This window comes from Catellatospora sp. KI3 (assembly GCF_029948125.1).
Taxonomy (GTDB): domain Bacteria; phylum Actinomycetota; class Actinomycetes; order Mycobacteriales; family Micromonosporaceae; genus Catellatospora.
The window spans coordinates 273,351-287,419 of the sequence record NZ_JASAMB010000006.1 but is presented as its reverse complement, the minus strand read 5'-3'; the positions used below and the strand labels follow the sequence as shown (position 1 = coordinate 287,419).

General features: G+C 72.8%; 11 protein-coding genes. 4 read left to right on the top strand and 7 right to left on the bottom strand.

Annotated features, from left to right (window positions below):
- Positions 1 to 9: 9 nt before the first annotated feature.
- On the bottom strand, positions 10 to 2,265 hold the full coding sequence (locus QEZ54_RS13165) for an immune inhibitor A domain-containing protein (protein WP_281304836.1): 2,256 nt from the start codon (positions 2,263 to 2,265) through the stop codon (positions 10 to 12).
- Positions 2,266 to 2,401: 136 nt separating this feature from the next.
- Positions 2,402 to 3,517 carry a C45 family peptidase gene (locus QEZ54_RS13160; RefSeq protein ID WP_281304835.1) on the bottom strand — a complete coding sequence of 372 codons (1,116 nt, stop codon included), beginning with the start codon at positions 3,515 to 3,517 and terminating at the stop codon, positions 2,402 to 2,404.
- A 109-nt stretch (positions 3,518 to 3,626) separates the two neighbouring features.
- Between QEZ54_RS13160 and nhaA the strand changes: the two genes are divergently transcribed.
- The gene (gene nhaA / locus QEZ54_RS13155; RefSeq protein WP_281304834.1) at positions 3,627 to 4,874 is read left to right on the top strand and encodes a Na+/H+ antiporter NhaA; all 1,248 of its coding nucleotides are present in this window, start codon (positions 3,627 to 3,629) and stop codon (positions 4,872 to 4,874) included.
- Positions 4,875 to 4,954: 80 nt separating this feature from the next.
- Positions 4,955 to 5,884 (top strand): alpha/beta hydrolase, encoded by a 930-nt coding sequence (locus QEZ54_RS13150; RefSeq protein WP_281304833.1) that lies wholly within the window; start codon positions 4,955 to 4,957, stop codon positions 5,882 to 5,884.
- Positions 5,885 to 5,910: 26 nt separating this feature from the next.
- Here QEZ54_RS13150 and QEZ54_RS13145 read toward each other — a convergent pair whose 3' ends face one another.
- Positions 5,911 to 6,276: a hypothetical protein gene (locus QEZ54_RS13145; RefSeq protein ID WP_281304832.1), complete on the bottom strand. Its 366-nt coding sequence runs from the start codon at positions 6,274 to 6,276 to the stop codon at positions 5,911 to 5,913.
- Positions 6,273 to 8,201: an SseB family protein gene (locus tag QEZ54_RS13140; RefSeq protein WP_281304831.1), complete on the bottom strand. Its 1,929-nt coding sequence runs from the start codon at positions 8,199 to 8,201 to the stop codon at positions 6,273 to 6,275. The genes QEZ54_RS13145 and QEZ54_RS13140 overlap by 4 nt, the downstream gene beginning before the upstream one ends.
- A gap of 157 nt (positions 8,202 to 8,358) precedes the next feature.
- Between QEZ54_RS13140 and mycP the strand changes: the two genes are divergently transcribed.
- Positions 8,359 to 9,597 (top strand): type VII secretion-associated serine protease mycosin, encoded by a 1,239-nt coding sequence (gene mycP / locus QEZ54_RS13135; RefSeq protein WP_281304830.1) that lies wholly within the window; start codon positions 8,359 to 8,361, stop codon positions 9,595 to 9,597.
- Positions 9,598 to 9,944: 347 nt separating this feature from the next.
- Here the strand turns inward: mycP and QEZ54_RS13130 are convergent, their stop codons facing one another.
- The 3 genes from QEZ54_RS13130 to eccB form a co-directional block, all read right to left on the bottom strand.
- Positions 9,945 to 10,241: a WXG100 family type VII secretion target gene (locus QEZ54_RS13130; protein WP_281304829.1), complete on the bottom strand. Its 297-nt coding sequence runs from the start codon at positions 10,239 to 10,241 to the stop codon at positions 9,945 to 9,947.
- Positions 10,242 to 10,269: 28 nt separating this feature from the next.
- Positions 10,270 to 10,560 (bottom strand): WXG100 family type VII secretion target, encoded by a 291-nt coding sequence (locus QEZ54_RS13125; protein ID WP_281304828.1) that lies wholly within the window; start codon positions 10,558 to 10,560, stop codon positions 10,270 to 10,272.
- Between the two features lie 194 nt (positions 10,561 to 10,754).
- Positions 10,755 to 12,131 (bottom strand): type VII secretion protein EccB, encoded by a 1,377-nt coding sequence (gene eccB, locus QEZ54_RS13120; protein WP_281304827.1) that lies wholly within the window; start codon positions 12,129 to 12,131, stop codon positions 10,755 to 10,757.
- 82 nt (positions 12,132 to 12,213) lie between these two features.
- On the opposite strand from eccB, the gene QEZ54_RS13115 reads away from it, so the two are divergent.
- A complete protein-coding gene (locus QEZ54_RS13115) occupies positions 12,214 to 14,052 on the top strand; it encodes a type VII secretion protein EccE (protein WP_281304826.1) in 1,839 nt (612 codons plus the stop codon).
- Positions 14,053 to 14,069 lie beyond the last annotated feature (17 nt).

Genomic DNA, 14,069 nt, shown 5'->3' with positions numbered 1-14,069 from the left:
TTCAGGTCGTCAGTTCTTGACCTGGAGCAGGACCACCGGCAGGGTGCCGGGGACCTCGAGCCACATCGAGATCTTGACGCCGTCACCGGCGACCTTGACCGAGTTGAGCGGGTTCGCGGCCGACCAGTAGCGGTTCGGGTCCGAGTCGTCGAAGGTCGGGATGCCCGGCTTCGACGGCACGTTCAGAACCATGTCGTTGCGGTGGAACGTGACCGCGTCCGTCTTCTGCAGACCGAAGGTCGCGTCGAACGGCTGACGACGGTTGCCCAGCAGGCTGCCGTCCGAGAACGTCAGCGGCGCGGGACGGGCGTCGACCGGCAGCACCTGGCCGTGGCCTTCCTGGCCCTCCGCCGAGGTGTTGTTGTCGTCGTACGCGTAGTTCACGTACCACACCAGCAGACCGTCCTGGAACGCGAACTTCTCGACCCAGTCGGGGCGCGAGCCGCCGACGAAGTTGTACGGACCCGTCTTCAGGTTCTTGTCGTAACCGGTGTAGGACCGGTACTCCGCGAGGTAGAAGTGCTCCGCCTGGCGGGTGCTGGTGCCGCCGAAGCGGGTGAACCCGCTCGCGGTCCAGCCGCCCACACCGGCCTCGACGTCGTCGGAGAAACCGCCGGCGCCGTCGGTGGTGAGGGCGATGTTGTCCAGGAACGGACCCGAGTAGTGCACGCCGCCGTCGGTGGCGTACCGGAAACGGAACGTGAACACCTGGCCGGCGTAGGCCGACAGATCGTAGGAGAGATCCTCCCACGCGCCGTTGGAGCTGCCGTCCAGCTGACCAAGCTGGGTCCAGCTGGCCCCACCGTTGGTGCTGACCTCACCGTAGAGGTAGTCGTAGTCCGTCTCGATGTCGTACTGGACCTTCGCGCTGAGCGTCGCCGTGGTGGCACCGGTCAGGTCGACGGTGCGCGTCAGGGTGTTGCTCAGGCCGTCGGCCGACCCGCCCCACCACTCGTAGGAGCCCGAGAACGGGGTGTTCCACTCGGTGGTCAGGGTCTGCGTCGGCAGCGGCACGAGAACCGCCTGCGGCAGGCCCTTCGGGGTGGCGGCGGAGCCCAGCGAGACCATCTTGGTCGTGCCGTTCTCCACGACGGTGTAGTCCAGCCAGCCCAGGAAGAGCTTCTCCCACGGCCCCATGTACACCGGCGAGGTGCCGATGTTCGTGGCGCTGTGGCTCATCCAGGAACCGCCCGACATCAGCGTCCAGAACGAGGTGCTGTTGTCACCGCCGGCGGTGTCGTACAGGTCCGGCAGACCGAGGTCGTGGCCGAACTCGTGCGCGAACACGCCCAGGCCGCCGTTCTCGGGCTGGATGGTGTAGTCACCGATCCAGATGCCCGAGGTGCCGATCTGGGTACCGCCCAGCAGCGCCCCCGCCGGACCGGTCGTGCCGGCGCCGTTGGAGTACGCGTACCAGCGGTGCGACCAGATCGCGTCGGCGCCCTGCGCGCCGCCGCCGGCCTCTTCGCCCTCTCCAGCGTGCACAGCCTGGAAGTGGTCGATGTAGCCGTCCGGCTCGTTGAAGTTGCCGTCGCCGTCGGCGTCGTACCGGTCGTAGATGTCGAACTGCTTGAGGTAGTCCGCGATCTCGGCCGGGCTCTTGCCGGCGGCGATCTGCGCGTTGTACCAGGCGTTCGCGGAGTCCTTGATGAACGGCCAGTACGTGCTGCTGTCGGCGTAGTTGTTGCTGCCGTAGCGAGCCTCGTTGTACGGGACCTGGACCCAGTCGGAGACCGCGGCCTTGGTCGTGTACTTGGCGCCCGACTGCTGGTAGTAGAAGTCGGCCACCGACTCGGTGTCGCCGTTGTACAGCTTGTCGAAGTGGGCCTGGTTGAAGTCCGACTCCCAGTAGGTCGAGTTGTCCACCGCCCGGTCGGGCTGCGGGATCTCGTTCTTCTGGGGGCCGGGGGCTCCGCCGACGACGGGGTGCGGGGTGTCGCTGAACTGCGACAGCACCACGAAGATCGGGTCGACCTTGTCGGCCTTCTTCTTCAGCTCTGCCCAGCGGCCGCCCAGGCGGACGACCTGCGAGCCGTTGCGCTCGACGGCCTTCGCCTTACCCGAGACGACGGCAGCGATAGCCTGCTTGGTCAGCTCGGACTTGGACTCGGCCAGGGGGTTGGGCAGGTTGTCGTCTCGGTGCGCGAGCGACGGCTCCTGCGGGACTACCGGCTTCGGCGCGCCGCTCGCGGGGGCACCCGCGAGGCTGGCCGCGACCAGAGCAGCGGTGATCCCGACTGCGCTGCCAATTTTGCGGATTCGCAAAGGGTCCTCCCTCCCTTTGACGGTGACGACGAGGCACGGGCACGGCAGGGTTATCGGCAGGGCCGCGTCGTCGATTGTGAAAGCAGCCTTGCATAACTGACCGTCGCTGTCATCAGTTGGAACGTTCCCAGATTTTTCACAGTCGCGCTTGGACGGTGAATGTCGTACCTTCCCCACCGATACAGGGCGGCCCGGGTATGAGCTGGATAGATCGGGCATCCAGGTCCATGAAAACGGTCCAAATCGTCTCGGATCGGTCGGCATCCGCGTCCCGAGGATCGATATGGCGGCAAAGTGACACCGGGTGACTGTGGTGGTCGCGCAGCACCGTCAGGACGTCCTCGCGCCGCAGCCGGTCCCCGGCGGCCGCCAGCAGCCGCCGCGCGCGGGCCGAGCGGAACAGCGACGATCCGCCCCAGTCCTTGATGGTGTCGTATACGGGTAGTGACGTCTCGAAGTGGTTGGCGTGCACCAGCAGGCCGTCCACCGGGTGCAGCCAACCGGCGTCACCGGGCGCGAGCTCCAGGTCGATGATTTCGCCGCCCGCCGGACCAGGCTGTCCGATCAGGAGGTTGATGGATGCCGACCGGGGCGCGCGGACGGCGTTGCGGATGGCCCAGGACAGCGAGTCGGCTTCCAGCACCGAGCGCAGCAGCACGTGGTACGGCAATCCACCGGGCCGCCCGTCCCGGTCGCAGCCCAGCAGGTTGACGCAGACACCCACCCCGGCGCTGTTCAGCCCCGCCTTGGCCAGCATGCCCGCCTCGGTCAGCGCGGCCACCACGTGCCCGCGCTCGTCCCGGGTGACCAGCAGCAGGTTCGTGTCGCGGTGCTCGGGGTGCCAGTCCCAGTTCTGGGCGAGCACCGTGTGGCCGTCTGCGGTACGCGAGTCCAGCACCCCGACGCTGGTGCACTCGCCCGCCTCCGCGCCGCCGGGCGACCCGCAGGACGGGTCGCCGTAGAGCAGCTCCGACCGGGCGTTGATCGCGTAGATCAGCTCCGGCGCCAGCCCGGCGCCGCCCGCCGTCGCGTCGAGCATCCGGGCCAGCCGGGGCGCCAGCTCCCGGGTGGTGTCGCGGAAGGCCGCGCCCCGGGCGAGGACGGTCTGCCGGTCCAGCCCGGCCGAGCGGGCGAAACGGGTGAGGTAGGTCGCGACGTTGGCCTGGATGAGGTCTGCGGCGGCGGCGCCGTACGCCTCGCCCAGCTGCTCGGGGGTGCCGCTCACGTCCACGACGCGCAGGGGGGTGGTCATGTCCGGAACTCTGCCGCACCCCGGCCGGGGCACGCCAGGGGATATGGCGGCCGCTGCCAGTTGGGCCAGGTGCCCGAAAACCCCTGGTCCGAAACGTAGGATCCGAATCATGGGAGACAGCCGGACCAGGCCCGCGCCGAGCCCGCGGATGAAGCGGATCAAGCGGCGCCGGGCCCAGGCGGCCCGCTCCGCCGCCGCCGAGGTCGTCCGGTTCCTGCGTACCGAGCAGATCGGCGGCCTGGTGCTGCTGGGCGCGACCGCGCTCGCCCTGATCGTGGCCAACTCGCCACTGGCCGGGGCCTACCAGCGGCTCAGCGACTACACGTTCGGGCCCGAGTCGCTGCACCTGAACCTGTCGGTGGCCGCGTGGGCGCAGGACGGCCTGCTCACCGTCTTCTTCGTGGTCGCCGGGCTGGAGCTGAAACGCGAGCTGGTCGTGGGCGAGCTGCGCGACCCGCGCCAGGCGGCGCTGCCCATCGCCGGGGCGGTCGGCGGCATGCTGATACCGGCGCTGACCTGCTTTTTCATCGCGTACGGCGCACCCGGCGGCACCGACGCCTGGGCCGTCCCGGTCGCCACCGACATCGCCTTCGCCCTGGCGGTACTCGCCATCTGCGCCCGCGACCTGCCCCCCGGCCTGCGCGTCTTCCTGCTCTCGCTGGCGATCGTGGACGACCTCGGCGCGATCCTGCTGATCGCGATCCTGTTCACCGCCCACGTGGCGTTCCTCCCGCTGCTCGGCGCGGCCGCGGTGCTGCTGGTGTACTTCCTGCTCCAGCAGTTCCGGGTGCGCGGCTGGTGGCTGTACCTGCCGCTGGCCGTGGCCGCCTGGGCGCTGGTGCACGCCTCGGGCGTGCACGCCACCATCGCGGGCGTCGCGGTCGGCCTGCTCACCCGGGTCAGGCCCGACGAGGGCGAGCACGAGGCTCCGGCCGAGCAGCTGGAGCACACGCTGCAGCCGATCTCGGCGGGCATCTGCGTGCCGCTGTTCGCCTTCTTCTCGGCGGGCATCGCCGTGAGCATGAGCACGCTGGCCGCGTTGTTCACGGACCGGGCCGCGCTCGGCGTGCTGGTCGGCCTGGTGGTCGGCAAGACCGTCGGCGTGCTCGGCGGCGCGCTGGTCGCGGTGAAGTCCCGCCTCGCGCAGCTGCCCGAGGGGCTGACCTGGCGCGACCTGCTGGCGGTGGCTGTCGTCACCGGCTGCGGCTTCACGGTGAGCCTGCTCATCGCCGAGCTGGCCTTCCCGGTCGGCGCGCAGCAAATCCTGATCAAGGAAGCGGTGCTGGTCGGGTCCTTGATCGCGTCGCTGCTGGCGGCAGCCCTGCTGCGCAGACAGGTCCGCGCACGGGCACGCTAGCCTGCACCTATGAGCGAGCGAATCGTGGGGCACGGTGCGAAAGTGCCTCATGCCGAAAACACGCGAAGCGTGGTTTCGGCATGAGTGACCGAGGCCCGCACGGCCCGGTGGACGAGGCGTGCGTGCTGACCGAGGGTCCGTGGACGCACCGCTTCGTCAGCGCCAACGGCAGCCGCTTCCACGTCGCCGAACTGGGCACCGGACCGCTGGTGGTGCTGCTGCACGGCTTCCCCGAGTTCTGGTGGGCCTGGCATGAGCAGCTGCCGCTGCTGGCCGACGCGGGCTTCCGCGCGGTCGCGGTCGACCTGCGCGGCTACGGCGCCACCGACAAACCCCCGCGCGGGTACGACGGCTTCACGCTCGCCGCGGACGTGGTGGGCCTGATCCGCGCCCTGGGCGAGCGCAGCGCCACGGTCGTCGGCGCCGGGGCGGGCGGCCTGATCGCCTGGTCGGCGGCGGCCCTGCACCCGAAGCTGGTCAACCGCCTGGTCGTGCTGGGCTCCGCGCATCCGCTGCGGCTGCGTACCGCGCTGGTGGCCGACGCCGCCCAGCGCCGGGCCGGGCGGGCCCTGCTGCGGTTCCAGCTGCCCCGCTACGAGCACGTGCTGACCCGAGGCGGCGCCGAGCTCGCGGGCGACCTGATGCGCGCGTGGACCGGCCCGACCTTCCGCCAGACCGAGGCCTACCGGGAGTACGAGGCGCGCTGCCGGGAGGCGATGCGCATCCCGCAGGCCGCCTTCTGCGCGATGGAGGCCTACCGGTGGGCGTTCCGGTCGACGCTGCGCCTGCACGGCTACCGGTTCATCCGGGCGGTGCGGCAGCCGATCATCACCCCGACGCTGCAGCTGCAGGGTGCGCTGGACCCGATCACGCTCACCGCCACCGCGCAGGGCTCAGGCCGGTACGTGCTGGCCGACTACGAGTGGCACCTGATCGACGACGCGGGGCACTTCCTGCACGTGGAGCGGCCCGACCTGGTCGCCGGTGAGATCATCCGCTGGGCGAAGTAGCTCTCACCCGGGCGCGGGGCCCGCGGTCAGGCCCGGGTCTCGCGCAGTTCGGTGACCTCGGCGCGCGGGGCCCAGCCCTGGTAGACCCCGTAGTCGAACTCCTCCAGGCCCAGCTCGGCCGCGACCGGCGCCCGCCCCCCGGTGTACTCCACGCGCAGCCAGCCGTCGTGCTCGGCGAGCACCACGAACGGCTGCCCGCGCCAGTTGCACACGGTGCGCACGTACGCCAGTTCGTCCACCTCGGCGACGGGCACGACCCGGACGAAGCGGCCGGGGCGGACCTCCTCGAAGCCGTCGGCGCCCTCGGGGCGGTAGAGGCGCACACTGTCGCCGTCGGGGCTGGCCTCGTACTCCCGGCCCAGGTACGACGCGATGAAGCCGTCGCGCATCACTCGCCTCCGTCGGTCCGCAGCCAGCGGGGGCCGTCGCTGTCCAGCACGGCGACCATCTCCTCCTTGCCCTCGGCGTCCACGCGCAGCAGGCGCGCGCCGTGGGGCAGGCGGATGCTGTCCACCTTGAACTCGGCGATGATCTCGGTGCTGTCCCCGGGCGCGAAGCCGTTGCCGCGGAACGGGGCCCGCTCGATGACCCAGCCCTCCATCGCCCGCATCGCGGCCTCGTGCTGCCCGCCGTACGGAATCCGGTACAGGCTCGGCCGGTACGCCGGCCAGCGCAGCACGAAGATCTCGGTGTCCTCGGCCTGGAACGGCGATCCGACCCAGGTCAGCCCCAGCGCACCGCGCAGTGCCTGCGGGCCGCGCAGGTGGCCGACCTCGCGCGCCCGGTGCACGAACCCGGACACCCGGTCGTAGCCGCGCTCGAGGTAGTAGCCGACCTGGCTGGCCGCGATCACCTTCTGCATCTCGGTGACCTCGTCGCGCTTGGCCGGAGGCGGCGCCGTGCCCGCGGTCGGCGCGGGCATGACCGGCTCGCGCTCCTCGCCGCCCAGCCCCATCTCGGCCGCCCAGCGCGCCAGTTCGAGCAGCTGGTCGCCGGGGAGTGAGGCGCCGATCGCCGTGCCCGGGTTGACCGCGCACGACCAGGCAGGGTCCGGCCAGGTCTTGATCAGCTTGATGAAGCGGACCGGCACCACGTCGCCCGGGGCGGGCATGCACTGCGCCGAGGTGAAGCTGACGATGTGCGGCTCGCCGTCGATGTCGGTGGGCTGCCAGGCGAAGCCCTCCTCGCCGGGCAGCGGGCTGCCCGGCCCGGCGGTCGGCACCAGCACCGTGGCCAGCAGCAGCGTGGACAGGAAGGCGTCGGTGTTGCCCGCCTCGGCCGCGTCGAGCAGCTGCGCCTCGACGCTGTTGGCCGGAATGAAGTCGGGCTCGTCGCTGGGCAGCACGTGCCGTGGCGACCCGGCGGGGACCTCGCGGCGCGGCGCCTGCCCGTACCGGCCCCCACCCTGGTCGGGGTCGCCCGGCGGCGGCACGACCGGCGGTGCCGCATCGGGCAGCGGCGCGGGCGTCGACGGCACGACGATGGGCTGCGTCGTGGTCCACATGTCCGCGGTCGGCGGCAGCGGTGCGGGCACGACCGGCGGCAGGGGTGCCGGCGCGGGCACCACCGGCGGCAGCGGCGCGGGCGCGGGCACGACGGGCGGCAGCGGTGCCGGTGCGGGCACGGCCGGCGGCAGCGGTGCCGGTGCGGGCATGCTCGGCGGCAGCGGCGCGGGCGCGACCGGCGTGTACGGCGGCAGCGCCGGTGGCGGCGCCGCGGGCAGCGGCGGCGGCTCGTAGTTGCGGCGGGCCGGCAGCGCCGGCGGATGATCTGAGACTTCGATCACTTCCGCGTCGACGATGGTCGGATCGCCGACCGGCGCCGGCGGGTGCGCGGGGCGCTGCGGCGGCGGCGCGGCCGAGCGGGCGGCCTTGGCCCGCTCCAGCGCCTCCAGCCGCTCCAGCCGCCCGCGCGCCTCGGCGGGCGCCCCGGCGATGCGCACGTCGCCGCGCACCATCTGGGTCACGAACCAGGCGGGCAGGTAGCCCTCGATCGGCAGGCCCGGGTTGACCGCCAGCCACCACTCATGGTTCGGCCAAGCGGCGGCCAGCTCCTGGAACGGGACCCGCCGGGCGGCGCCGGCATGCTCGGCCAGGCAGGTCCGCATCGAGGACGCCGAGGTGAACGACAGGACGTGGGTGCGGCCCTCGGCCACCCAGGTGCCCCAGCCCGGGGCACCGCCCGGACGGTTCTCCTCCGCCACCGGCAGGATCAGCTCGCAGCGGCTCAGCACCCGGAAATACTGCTCCTGATCGCCGGCGTGCAACGCCTCGAGCAGCGCGATCTCAATGTCGTTGGCCGGTTGCCAACCCATCACGCGCTCACCTCCTGCCGCCGGGAGAGTACGTCACACAACTTACCTTGCGCCGAGTAGGCGCGCCGCAACCAGCAGTCTAGGTCGGCCCGCTCCAGTACCATCGGCGGCTGAGAACGCTCGCGTCCCCTTCACCCCTTGGTCCGCCGGGAGCACGACCTTGCATCTCAGCCGCACCCTGTCCGCCGCCGCAGCGGCCACTCTGGCCTGCACGGCGTCGCTCGTCGGATTGACGACAGCCCCCGCCCTGGCCGCGCCGTGCCCCAGCGGCGAGCCGAAGCCCGCCGCGCAGGTCACCGCCAAGCCCTGGCCGCAGCAGCTCTGGGACCTCAGCCGCCTGCCCCCGGGCGCCGACGGCCACGACGTGATCGTGGCGGTCGTCGACTCGGGCGTCGCGGGCGACCACCCGCAGCTGGCCGGCCGGGTGCTGGCCGGATACGACGTGCTGGAGAAGCCCGGCACCGACGGCCGCCACGACTGCCTCGGCCACGGCACCGGGGTCGCCAGCATCATCGCGGCCCGTGCCGTGGCTCCCGGCGAGTTCCGGGGCATCGCGCCCGGCGCCGAGATCCTGCCCATCCGGGTCAGCGAGCAGGTCGGCGGCCAGGACAAGCCGGAGCAGGACCGGGCCCGGATCGCGCTGGACCCGGACATGGCGCGGGCGATCCGCTGGGCGGTCGACCACGGCGCCCGGGTGATGAACCTGTCGCTCAGCTACACGGGTACGGGGCCCGACGGCCTGCCGGAGATCCGCGCGGCGGTCGACTACGCGCTCGCCCACGACGTCGTCGTCGTCGCCGCGGCGGGCAACGGCAAGAACTCGGGCAACAAGACGCCCTACCCGGCCGCCTGGCCCGGCGTGCTCGGCGTCGGCGCGATCAGCGCCGACGGCCAGCGGCAGGCCCAGTCGCAGACCGGGTCCTACGTGGACATCGTCGCCCCCGGCGAGAACGTCACCGGCGCCTGGCCCGGCGGCGGGCAGCTGGCGAACCTCAGCGGCACCAGCTACGCCGCCCCGATGGTGGCGGGCACCGCCGCGCTGGTGCGCCAGTGGTTCCCGCACCTGAACCGCGAACAGGTGGTACGCCGCCTGCTCGCCACCGCCGATCCGGCCCCGGGCGGCCTGGGCAGCGAAGAGTACGGCGCGGGCGTCGTCAACCCGGTCCGCGCGGTGACCGACGTGCTCGACGACGGCATCCGGACGACCCCGGCCGCGCTGGTGCCGCCGAAGATCGACCCGGCCGCCGAGGCGGCCGCCGCCGCTGCCGACCGGCGGCAGGAGCGGTCGCTGTGGCTGGCTGCCATCGGCATCGGACTCGCCGTGCTCGTGCTCGGCCTGGCCCTGGCCCTGCCCAAGGGCATCCGCCGCCGCTGGCGCCCAGCGGGCGCCCCCGACTGACCCCGCCCGACCTCCCCACCCCACCAGGCGTAACCGCAGCCCCGGGCATGGCCGCAGCCCCCGGGCATGGCCGCAGCCGCGCCCGCCCTCCGGCCGTGGCTGCAGTTTCAGGGAAAGTGTCGGAATCGGGCCCATGATTCGTGCAGTTTCCCCGAAACTGCAGCCGATCATGGCCGCGCGCGGCGCGGCCGGCCATGACGCGACGAAGCGCGGCGTGCGCCCGGTCACGGCGTGCGCCCGGTCGCAGCGTGTGCCCGGTCGCGGCCCGCTCCCGGAAAGGCGAACGCCCGGATCCCCGAGGTGCCGGGAGGCACCCAGGGTCCGGGCGTGCGGATCCGTGCGGTGGGTCAGTGCGGCAGGAACAGCCGGGTGTTGCGGTCCTCGGCGTCCTTGAACTGCACCGCGGCCTCGTCGACGGCGCCCTTGATGTCGCGCAGCATCGCCGAGAGGTCGTTGGCGGCGCTGCGCCACTTGTGCTGGCGCTCGTGGTAGGCCGACTGCGCCGAGCCGCTCCAGGTGGAGATCAGCGGCTTCGCGTCGCTCTCCAGCTGGTCGAGGTGCGAGTCGAGGCTGTTGATGGCCTTCTGGATGTGCTCACTGGCCGCGTGCAGCGCCTGGAAATCAACGACGAGTCTGTCGCTCATGTCAGCTCCTCCCCCTTGTGGTCTGCCATCAGAGGTTCAGGTTGATGCCGCCGGACTGCTTGGAGGCGACCTTGCTGGCCTGCTCCTCGTCGGCGCGGGTGTACTCCTGTGCGGCGGTGCGGATGGCGCGCGAGGTCTCGCCCAGCGCCTGGTGCAGTGCCTTCTGGTCCTCCGACCAGGACCGCTTGACCTGCTCGAACGAGTTTCCGGCGCGACCGACCCAGGCCGTCTGCAGACCCTCGAGCTCGCTCAGCAGTCGGCTGAGCATGCTCTGCAGTGCGTCGTTGGCGTGGTCGAACTTCTGCGCGGTCGACGCCATGATGGCGGCCTCGGAAGACGAACTCCCCGACATTGTCTTGCGTCACCCCATTCCCTTTGTGCAGTTGCGCATCCACCGTCCCATGCGGACCGTTGATGGCGGTGCGCCTGTCTCGGTGACGGTAGCGTCCGACGACCAGTCTTGCCAGCCCGATCGATGTCACCTGTGGATAACCGCCCGTGGCGCGGGCTGGATCAGCCCAGGGCCAGCTGCGCGGACGCGGTCTGCGGGTCGAGGCCCGGACCCTCCGGCAGCACGTCGACGAGCTTCGGCGGCAGCTTCAGCGGCCCCTTGCCGCTGTAGCCGAGCGTGCTGAGCACCTCCGCCTTCGCCGCGGCGAACCGCACCCCCTGGTCGGTGACCAGGCTCAGCGTGGTGCCCGCCGCCACGATCGCGCCCTGCCCCGAGGGCACCAGCACGTAGTCGGCGTACGGCGAGCCGTTGCCGGCGCGGGCCACGGTCGCGGGGCGGCCCGAGACGTTCACCGGGACGTCGAGGCGGGCCTCGACCACGCCGGTCTCGTCGCGGAACACCGCGCACAGCGCGCCGCTGCCGTACTGCGCGATGGTCGGCATCACGGCGGGCGGCTGCCGCTGGTCGTTGGGGTCGGGCACGAGGTTGCGCGGCGACTTGTCCAGCTCGGACAGCCGGCTCTTGTCGACCGTCTCCTCGGCCGGGATGTTCCACTGGCTGTGGTAGCCGCCCACCAGCAGGGTCGCCTGCACTGCGGTGATCAGGGCGAGGCCGTCGTCCAGCACCACGGCGTACTGCTTGACCGCGCCGTCGAGGTCCTTGATCTTCAGCACCTGCCCGTTGCGGTAGTTCGGCAGCGCGGCCGAGACCGCGCCGGGCGCGTCGACCTTCGGCAGGCCCAGCGGCTGGCCCTTGGCGGGCGGGTTGACGAAGGCCACCGGCACCGACACGGCCGGGCTGCCGCCCCCCAGCGTCTGCGCCGCGTACGCGTCGGTGCTGAACAGGCGGCCGTGCCAGAGCAGGTAGAACTGGCCCGCCGCCTGGACGAACAGCGCGTCGTCGCCCAGCGGGCGGCCCTTGGCCGCCAGCGCCGCGTCGCCGACGGCGACCGCCGCGACGGGCTTCTTCTCGCCGCTGAGCGAGCACAGCGACCACGGCGCGCCGAGCAGTCCGTCGGCGTCGGGCAGCGAGTCGGGCAGGTCGGGCACGCCGACGGTCAGGCCGCGGGCGATCCCGGCCAGCGACTTGCGGGACACCGTCTTGGTCGTCGGCTGCGACTGGCCGGAGGCGAGCAGCGCCGAGGCCAGGTTCAGCGCGGGGTGCAGCTTCTCGTTGCGGTACACGTACACCGCGCCGGTGCCGTCCTCGATGACGACGGTGCCGTCCTGCTGCCAGCCGACGTCGCCGCGCTCGCTGAACACGCCGTACACCCCGAACCCGGCGGCGATGACCACGGCGAGGCAGATGCTGGCCACGGTGCTGCTGGCGGCGCGGCGAAACGGCGACTGGGCCGGATCGGTGTCCCGCATGACCAGAGCCGAGACCACGCGCTGCACGCTGAACTGGTACGAGTGCAGCTGGTCCTGTCTCGACGGCATGGGCCCTCCCCCACAGATCGGCGAGCGGCTCTAACATGAGCCAGGCGAATGCGGCGGTACGCGCCGATGGGAGGTTACCGCGATGACAGTCGACACGCTGACCGGGCCGACGTCGAGCACCACCGAACCCGCGGCCGTGGCGTATCCGTTGCCACCGCGGCGTTTCCTCGGCCTCAGCGGCGGCCAGATCGTCAGTGTCCAGATAGCACTGGTGCTGCTGGTCGGTGCGGTGCAGGCGGGCGCGGCCGCGATCGCGCTGGCCGTGCCGGTCGCCGCGGCGCTGGTGGTGCTCGGCTGGGGCCGCTGGCGCGGCCGCTGGCTGTCGCAGTGGCTGTCGGTCTACGCGCGCTTCCGCTCGCGCCGCCGCCGGATCGAGGCCGGTGCCGACGTCGCCGACCTGCTCGACCTGGTGCACCCGGGCTGCCGGGTGGGCACCGCCGACGTCGAGGGCCAGCCGTGCGCGGTGCTCGCCGACGCCGAAGGGCTGGCGGTGCTGCTGGAGCTGGGCGAGCAGGCGGTCCTGCCGACCCGGTCGTGGCACCCGCTCCCGTCGCCCGCGGCGCTGCTGCCCGCGCCCGCCCCGGACGCGCCGCCGGTGCGGCTCCAGCTGCTGCTGCTCGCCAACGCCGCCAACGGCTCCTCCCCGGCCGCCTCGTCATACCGGCAGCTGACCGGCGGGCGCCTGCTCGCCGACGAGCGCGCCGTGCTCTGCGTCCGGGTGCAGCGGGCCGACGGCTGGGCCGAGCACGACCTGCAGCGGGCGCTGGCCGGTGTGGTGCGCAAGGTCCGCGCCCGGCTGGGCACCGTCCCGAACCGGCTGCTCGGCGAGGTCGCCGCGCTGCGCGTGGTGGGCGAGACGGCCGGGCACGACAGCGGCCAGGCGGTCCAGGAGGGCTGGTCGGCGCTGTACGCGGGCGGCCTGCTGCAGACGGTGTACACCGTGGAGCGCTGGCCGCAGACCCACGCCGACCCGGCCCACGCGCTGCTGCCGCGGCTGCTGCGGCTGCCCGCCACCACGGTCGCGGTGTCGCTGACCGCGGGCCCCTGGACCGGCCACGGCGACCAGGTGTACGGCCAGCTGTCGGTGCGCCTGACCGCCCCCGACCAGACCTCGCTCGGCAACGCCGCGGGCGCGCTGCGCCAGGTGCTGGCCGCCGACCACGCGCAGGCCCGCCGCCTGGACGGCGAGCAGCTCGACGGCTTCCTGGCCACGCTGCCGCTGGGCGGCCCCACCCCGTCGGGTGTCGCGCCCGGCAGCCACCTCGGCCCCGCCCGGCGCGGCGCCGCCGTGGGCGCGCTCGTCACGCCGTACGGCGGCAGCGGGCTCATGATCGGCGTGAACCGGAACAACGAGGCGGTCTCGTTCCGGCTGTTCCGCCCGGAGGCGACCCGGGCCGTGCTGATCGGCGGCGTGCCGGTGGCGCAGACGGTCGCCGTGCGCGCCATGGCGCTGGGCGGCTACGTGCTGGTGCAGACGACCCGGCCCTGGGCCTGGGAGGCGTTCTCCCGGGGGCTCGGCGCCGGGGCGCCGCTCACCGTGATGGCCCCCGGTCCGGTGACCGTGCCACCGGGCACCCCGCTGCGGCCACTGCTGACGATCGTGGACATCGGCCCGGTCTCGGCCGACCGCACGCCGGGTTCGCCCTGGCACAGCACGCTGGTGGTGCGCGACGACCTGTCCCCGGTGGACGTGGACGTGCTCGGCCGCGCCGACCTGGCCCTGCTCCAGCCGCTGCAGCCGGCCGAGGCCGCGGTCGCGGTGTCGGTGCTGGGGCTGTCGCGCGACCAGGAGGCGTGGCTGTCCCGGGCGCAGCCCGGGATGATCGGCGTGGTGCACCGGCGCTCGGTGCGCTGGGCGGCGCTGTCGCTGACCTCGTACGAGCAGCAGCTAATCGGATCGGCGGCGCGCGGCACCCGCTAGGGCGGGGGTGCTTTCCG

What these genes read in the sequence shown, in the direction of transcription:
- nhaA (WP_281304834.1), top strand. Translation starts at nt 3,627, where the DNA reads ATGGGAGACAGCCGGACCAGGCCCGCGCCGAGCCCGCGGATGAAGCGG.
- QEZ54_RS13150 (WP_281304833.1), top strand. Translation starts at nt 4,955, where the DNA reads ATGAGTGACCGAGGCCCGCACGGCCCGGTGGACGAGGCGTGCGTGCTG.
- QEZ54_RS13115 (WP_281304826.1), top strand. Translation starts at nt 12,214, where the DNA reads ATGACAGTCGACACGCTGACCGGGCCGACGTCGAGCACCACCGAACCC.
- QEZ54_RS13125 (WP_281304828.1), bottom strand. Translation starts at nt 10,560, where the DNA reads ATGGCGTCGACCGCGCAGAAGTTCGACCACGCCAACGACGCACTGCAG.
- eccB (WP_281304827.1), bottom strand. Translation starts at nt 12,131, where the DNA reads ATGCCGTCGAGACAGGACCAGCTGCACTCGTACCAGTTCAGCGTGCAG.
- QEZ54_RS13130 (WP_281304829.1), bottom strand. Translation starts at nt 10,241, where the DNA reads ATGAGCGACAGACTCGTCGTTGATTTCCAGGCGCTGCACGCGGCCAGT.
- QEZ54_RS13160 (WP_281304835.1), bottom strand. Translation starts at nt 3,517, where the DNA reads ATGACCACCCCCCTGCGCGTCGTGGACGTGAGCGGCACCCCCGAGCAG.